This is a genomic window from Phenylobacterium sp., from assembly GCF_044372605.1.
Classification (GTDB): domain Bacteria; phylum Pseudomonadota; class Alphaproteobacteria; order Caulobacterales; family Caulobacteraceae; genus Phenylobacterium.
The window spans coordinates 1-4,393 of the sequence record NZ_JBILRO010000267.1 but is presented as its reverse complement, the minus strand read 5'-3'; the positions used below and the strand labels follow the sequence as shown (position 1 = coordinate 4,393).

Genomic DNA, 4,393 nt, shown 5'->3' with positions numbered 1-4,393 from the left:
CAACGCCAGAGGCACGCGCGATCCGAACAGGGCCAGCACACCCAGCGAGAAGGCGATGTCGGTGGCGGTGGGAATGGCCCAGCCATGCAGCGCGGTTTCGCCGCCGCGATTGATTGCGACATAAATCAAAGCGGGCGCAGCCATACCGCCCAGCGCCGCCAGCCCGGGCAGAACACGGCGTGGCCAGGTCGAGAGTTCGCCGCTTTCCAGTTCGCGGCGGATCTCCAGACCCACCAGCAGGAAGAACAGGGCCATCAGCCCGTCGTTCACCCAGTGGTGAACATCCATCCCGCCCAGCGGTGCGTGGAGCGCACCGAAATACAGTCCCGAAAGCGGCGTGTTGGCCACAACAAGCGCCAGCGCCGCGGCGGCGATCAGCACCAGCCCGCCGGCCGCCTCGTTCTGGAAGAATCGTCGAAGCGCCGAGGGCGGCCGCGTCATGCCAGGGCGTCCGCCTTCCAGGCCAGGTACTCCGGCGTCTGCAGCAGGCGCGCGCCATAGGCCGCCGCCGCGCCGGAATCGCCGTAGTCGGTGAGATCCACGCCATAGGTCTCGAACCGGCTGGCCACCGGGGTGTAGAAAGCGTCGGCGATAGACCAGCGCCCCGCCAGATAGGGGCCGCCGAACTGATCCAGCATCTCGCTCCAGAGCGTGACAATCCGCCCGATGTTCTTCTGCGTCGCCTCGGAGAGTTCGGGCTTGCTGGGCGCCGCCTCCAGCGCCATGGGGCATTCGGCGCGCAGGGCCTGAAACCCGGAGTGCATCTCCGCCGCCGCCGCCCGGGCCAGCGCCCGCGCATCGGCCCGCTCAGGCCACAGGCCTGGATGGCGTTCGGCCACATATTCACAGATCGCCAGCGAATCCCACACCGTAAGCTCGCCGTCCTTCAGCACCGGCACCAGCCCGGACGGCGAATGCTCCCGGATCATGTCGCCGCTGATACCGTTATCCTGGCGCAATGCGATCAGCACCTCGGTGAACGGTGCGCCCGTATGCTTCAACACCAGCCAGGGCCGCATCGACCAGGTCGACCAGGCCTTGGTCCCGACCACCAGCTCCATCACCTTGCACGCTCCATACTGCGGTCCTGAAACACTTGACCCCTTGCCCCGCAACGGATGGCAAGGTCTAGTCACGTCCAACAAACCAGACGCAAGAGGAAGCGCAACAAATGTCAGACGTCGTCAACCCGGGCGCGGGAACAGCTTCAGCGCCAGCAGCGGTCGACACGCCGACGGTCCCCTACTCCAAGGGCTACACCCGATACGCCATGTGGCTGCTGCTCGGCATCTACGCCATCAACTTCCTCGATCGTCAGGTGATCAACATCCTGGCCGAGCCCATCAAGCTGGAACTCGGCCTGGCCGACTGGCAGCTGGGCCTGATGAGCGGCCTGGCCTTCGCCCTCTTCTATACGGTCCTGGGCATTCCCATCGCCCGCTTCGCCGAGCGCAGCAATCGCCCCGTCATCATCGGCTCGGCCGTGGCGGTCTGGAGCGGGTTCACCGCCCTTTGCGCCATCGCCACCAACTTCTGGCAGCTGATCATCTTCCGCATCGGCGTGGGCGTGGGCGAGGCGGGCTGCACGCCCCCGGCCCACTCCCTGATCTCCGACTATGTGCCGAAGGAAAAGCGCGCCTCGGCGCTGGCCTTCTACTCCATGGGCACCCCGATCGGCGGGCTTCTGGGCCTCGTGATGGGCGGGCTGGTGGCAGACGCCTATGGCTGGCGCACGGCCTTCCTGGTCGCCGGCGTGCCCGGCATCCTCTTCGCCCTGCTGGCCATCTTCACCCTCAAAGAACCCCGCCGGCTGATGGCCGAGCATGCCAGGAAGGTCGCCGCCTCCACCACCGCCACCTTCGGCGAGACCATGGCCTACCTCTCCAGCAAGAAGACCTTCTGGTACATCGCCTTCGCTGCGGCGGTGAAGGCCTTCATCGGCTACGGCCACGCCCCCTTCACCGCTTCGTTCTTCCTGCGCAACCACCCGGAAGAAATCCAGCGCCTGGCGTCACACTTCGGCCTGATCCTGAACCATGACCTGAAGTCCGTCGGCTTCCTGGGCCTGGCCCTGGGTCTGGTCAGCGGCTTCTCCGGCGCCATCGGCTCCATCGCCGGCGGCTGGATCGCCGATCGCTTCGGCCGCAACGACCTGCGCGCCTACATGGTGGCCCCGGCCATCGCCAGCCTGATCACCATCCCGATCTACATCACCGCCGTCAGCATCGATTCCGCGGCCATCGCCCTCTGCATCCTGGGCATCAACGGCTTCCTGGGCACCCTGTGGTACGGCCCGGTCTACGGCACCGGCCAGTCGGTGGTGCCGCCGCACATGCGCGCCACCGCGGCCGCCATCCTGCTGTTCATCATCAACCTGATCGGCCTGGGCCTCGGCCCGCTGGCCGTGGGCCTGCTGTCCGACTGGTTCAACGAGGGCCTGGGCATGGGCGCCGCCGAAGGTGTCCGCTGGGCCCTGATCGTTTCGGCCGCCAGCGGCCTCATTGCCTTCGCCTGCTTCTGGCTGGCCCGCAAGACCATCCGCGAGGACACCGTCAGCTGACGCGCGGCCGCGGGTTGCGCAGCAGCACCCAGCCCGCGAGACCGATGCCGCCAAACAGTCCCGCTGCGGCCAGCTGGATCGCCAGCAGCGAGATCACCGGCGTGGTCGCCCTCGCCTCGGTGTAGGTCAGGGAGGCAAACTTGTCGCCGACGCCGGCGCTCATGGCCGGATCGGTGAAGATCACCATGAAATCGCGCAGGGATCGGTAGCGAACCAGCGCGGCGCGGTTGAAGGCCGTGGGGTTGTTTCCGATCAGCTGGCCCTGGACGCGACCGACATAGACCGGCAGGGAGCCATGCTTCAGCAGGGCCGGAAGCACCACGCGCGCATAGGCCATGTCCGCCTTCCGGGCCGCCGGGCCCGCCGCGAGCTGCTCAAGGTTCAGCATGTAGAATTCACGTCCGTCGTCGCGGGCGATCATCGCTTCCAGGAGCGGCAGGATCTCGGGATGCCCGGCGGCGGAGGGGGATGCCTTGACCCGCTCCAGAAAGACCTTGCCCTCTGCGGGCTGGATCGCCGGACCAAACCCGCCGTACCAGAGGAGCAAGGCCCCGTAGGCGAGCCCGACAAACCCCAGCCATCCCCAGCGCAGTCTCTCACGCGTGCTCATGCATCAGTCTCCGGTTCGACCGGCGGGCGCACAGCGCGCGCCATCACGGAAAGCGGCGGATGAAATTGATGATCTCTTCCGCCATCTCGGGCCCGGCGTCTTCCTGGCTGAAGTGTCCCGCGGCGAAGACCTTGTGTTCAACGCCCGGCCGACGCGCGCCGGGGATCTGTGAGCGGTACATCTCGCCCCGCTCCGAATAGGTGAAGGGGCAGCGGTCGCCCCAGAGGGTCAGGAACGGCATATCGCTCCCGCGCAGCACCTCCCACGCCGCGTCGCAGCGCTTGCGCTCGATGTCGTCGGCGGTGATCGGCACCAGCAGGGGGAAACGCCGGGCCCCCGCCTTGTAGCGTTCGTCCCGAAAGGGCGCGTCATAGGCCGCCAGCGCCGCCGCGGAGACCGGGTTCACGCACCACCCGGGAATGATCCTTGAAGGCGCAAGATCCGTGACGGTCTGGCTGTAGACCCGCCAGGCCAGGAAGTAGAAAGACGGCCCGCGGGCGATCAGGGCCTGGATCTTCTCCCCATTGATCGTGTCATCCGGGTCGAGCGTCTCGCGCCAGTCCATCCCGAAGCGTTCCCGCAGCTGTTCCGCCGTGAGCGGGGCCTGGGCGCTCAGTCCGGGTATGGCCGGGCCGCTCGCCGGCAGGGCCGTGTTCGACATCACCGCGCGGGCGAACCTGTCGATGTTCTCCGCCAGCACCCGGCCGCCGATCAGGCCGCCCCAGTCCTGGCCGAAGATGGTCATCTGCTTCAGGTCGAGCTTGTGGATCAGCGCGCCCACCCAGGCGACATGGGCGCTGTAGGTATAGCGCTCGGGGTCGATGAGTTTGTCCGACCGGCCGAACCCGATCAGGTCGGGCACGATCACCCGATACCCCGCCTCCACCAGCGGCCCGATCATCTTCCGGTAGAGATAGCCCCACATCGGCTCCCCGTGGAGCAGCAGCAGGGTCTCCCGCGCGTCAGCTGGACCGGCGTCCACATAGGCCATGCGCAGGCCGGGCTCGACCTCCACGTAGCTGGGCGGCCAGGGATAGTCCTCCACGACAGCAAAGCGGGCTTCCGGCGTCCGCAGGATCCCTGTCCCGGTCGGATTGTCAGACATCGCCGCTCCCTCTTCTGCTTCAGGCGGTTTCGGGGGCAGGCCGCCATCCCGCCGCCGCCCCTCGACACTCAACGCGATCCAGCCCCGAAGCGCTAGGCCCCAAAGATCCAGTTCCCCG

General features: G+C 67.4%; 5 protein-coding genes. 1 reads left to right on the top strand and 4 read right to left on the bottom strand.

The window, feature by feature from the left end:
• Together ACIQ42_RS16405 and ACIQ42_RS16400 are read right to left on the bottom strand one after the other, a co-directional pair.
• The coding region (locus tag ACIQ42_RS16405) for a Na+/H+ antiporter NhaA (protein ID WP_397423319.1) at nucleotides 1-441 on the bottom strand (441 nt) is incomplete at its 3' end.
• Nucleotides 438-1,061: a glutathione S-transferase family protein gene (locus ACIQ42_RS16400; protein ID WP_397423320.1), complete on the bottom strand. Its 624-nt coding sequence runs from the start codon at nucleotides 1,059-1,061 to the stop codon at nucleotides 438-440. The genes ACIQ42_RS16405 and ACIQ42_RS16400, both read right to left, overlap by 4 nt.
• Before the next feature lie 110 nt (nucleotides 1,062-1,171).
• On the opposite strand from ACIQ42_RS16400, the gene ACIQ42_RS16395 reads away from it, so the two are divergent.
• Nucleotides 1,172-2,560 carry a spinster family MFS transporter gene (locus ACIQ42_RS16395; RefSeq protein WP_397423318.1) on the top strand — a complete coding sequence of 463 codons (1,389 nt, stop codon included), beginning with the start codon at nucleotides 1,172-1,174 and terminating at the stop codon, nucleotides 2,558-2,560.
• On the opposite strand, the gene ACIQ42_RS16390 is transcribed toward ACIQ42_RS16395, so the two are convergent.
• Complete coding sequence (locus tag ACIQ42_RS16390; RefSeq protein ID WP_397423317.1) at nucleotides 2,553-3,170, bottom strand: hypothetical protein; 618 nt, start codon at nucleotides 3,168-3,170, stop codon at nucleotides 2,553-2,555. The two genes, ACIQ42_RS16395 and ACIQ42_RS16390, sit on opposite strands and share 8 nt — an antisense overlap.
• 43 nt (nucleotides 3,171-3,213) lie before the next feature.
• A partial coding sequence (locus ACIQ42_RS16385) for a haloalkane dehalogenase (protein ID WP_397423316.1) occupies nucleotides 3,214-4,393 on the bottom strand: 1,180 nt, incomplete at its 5' end.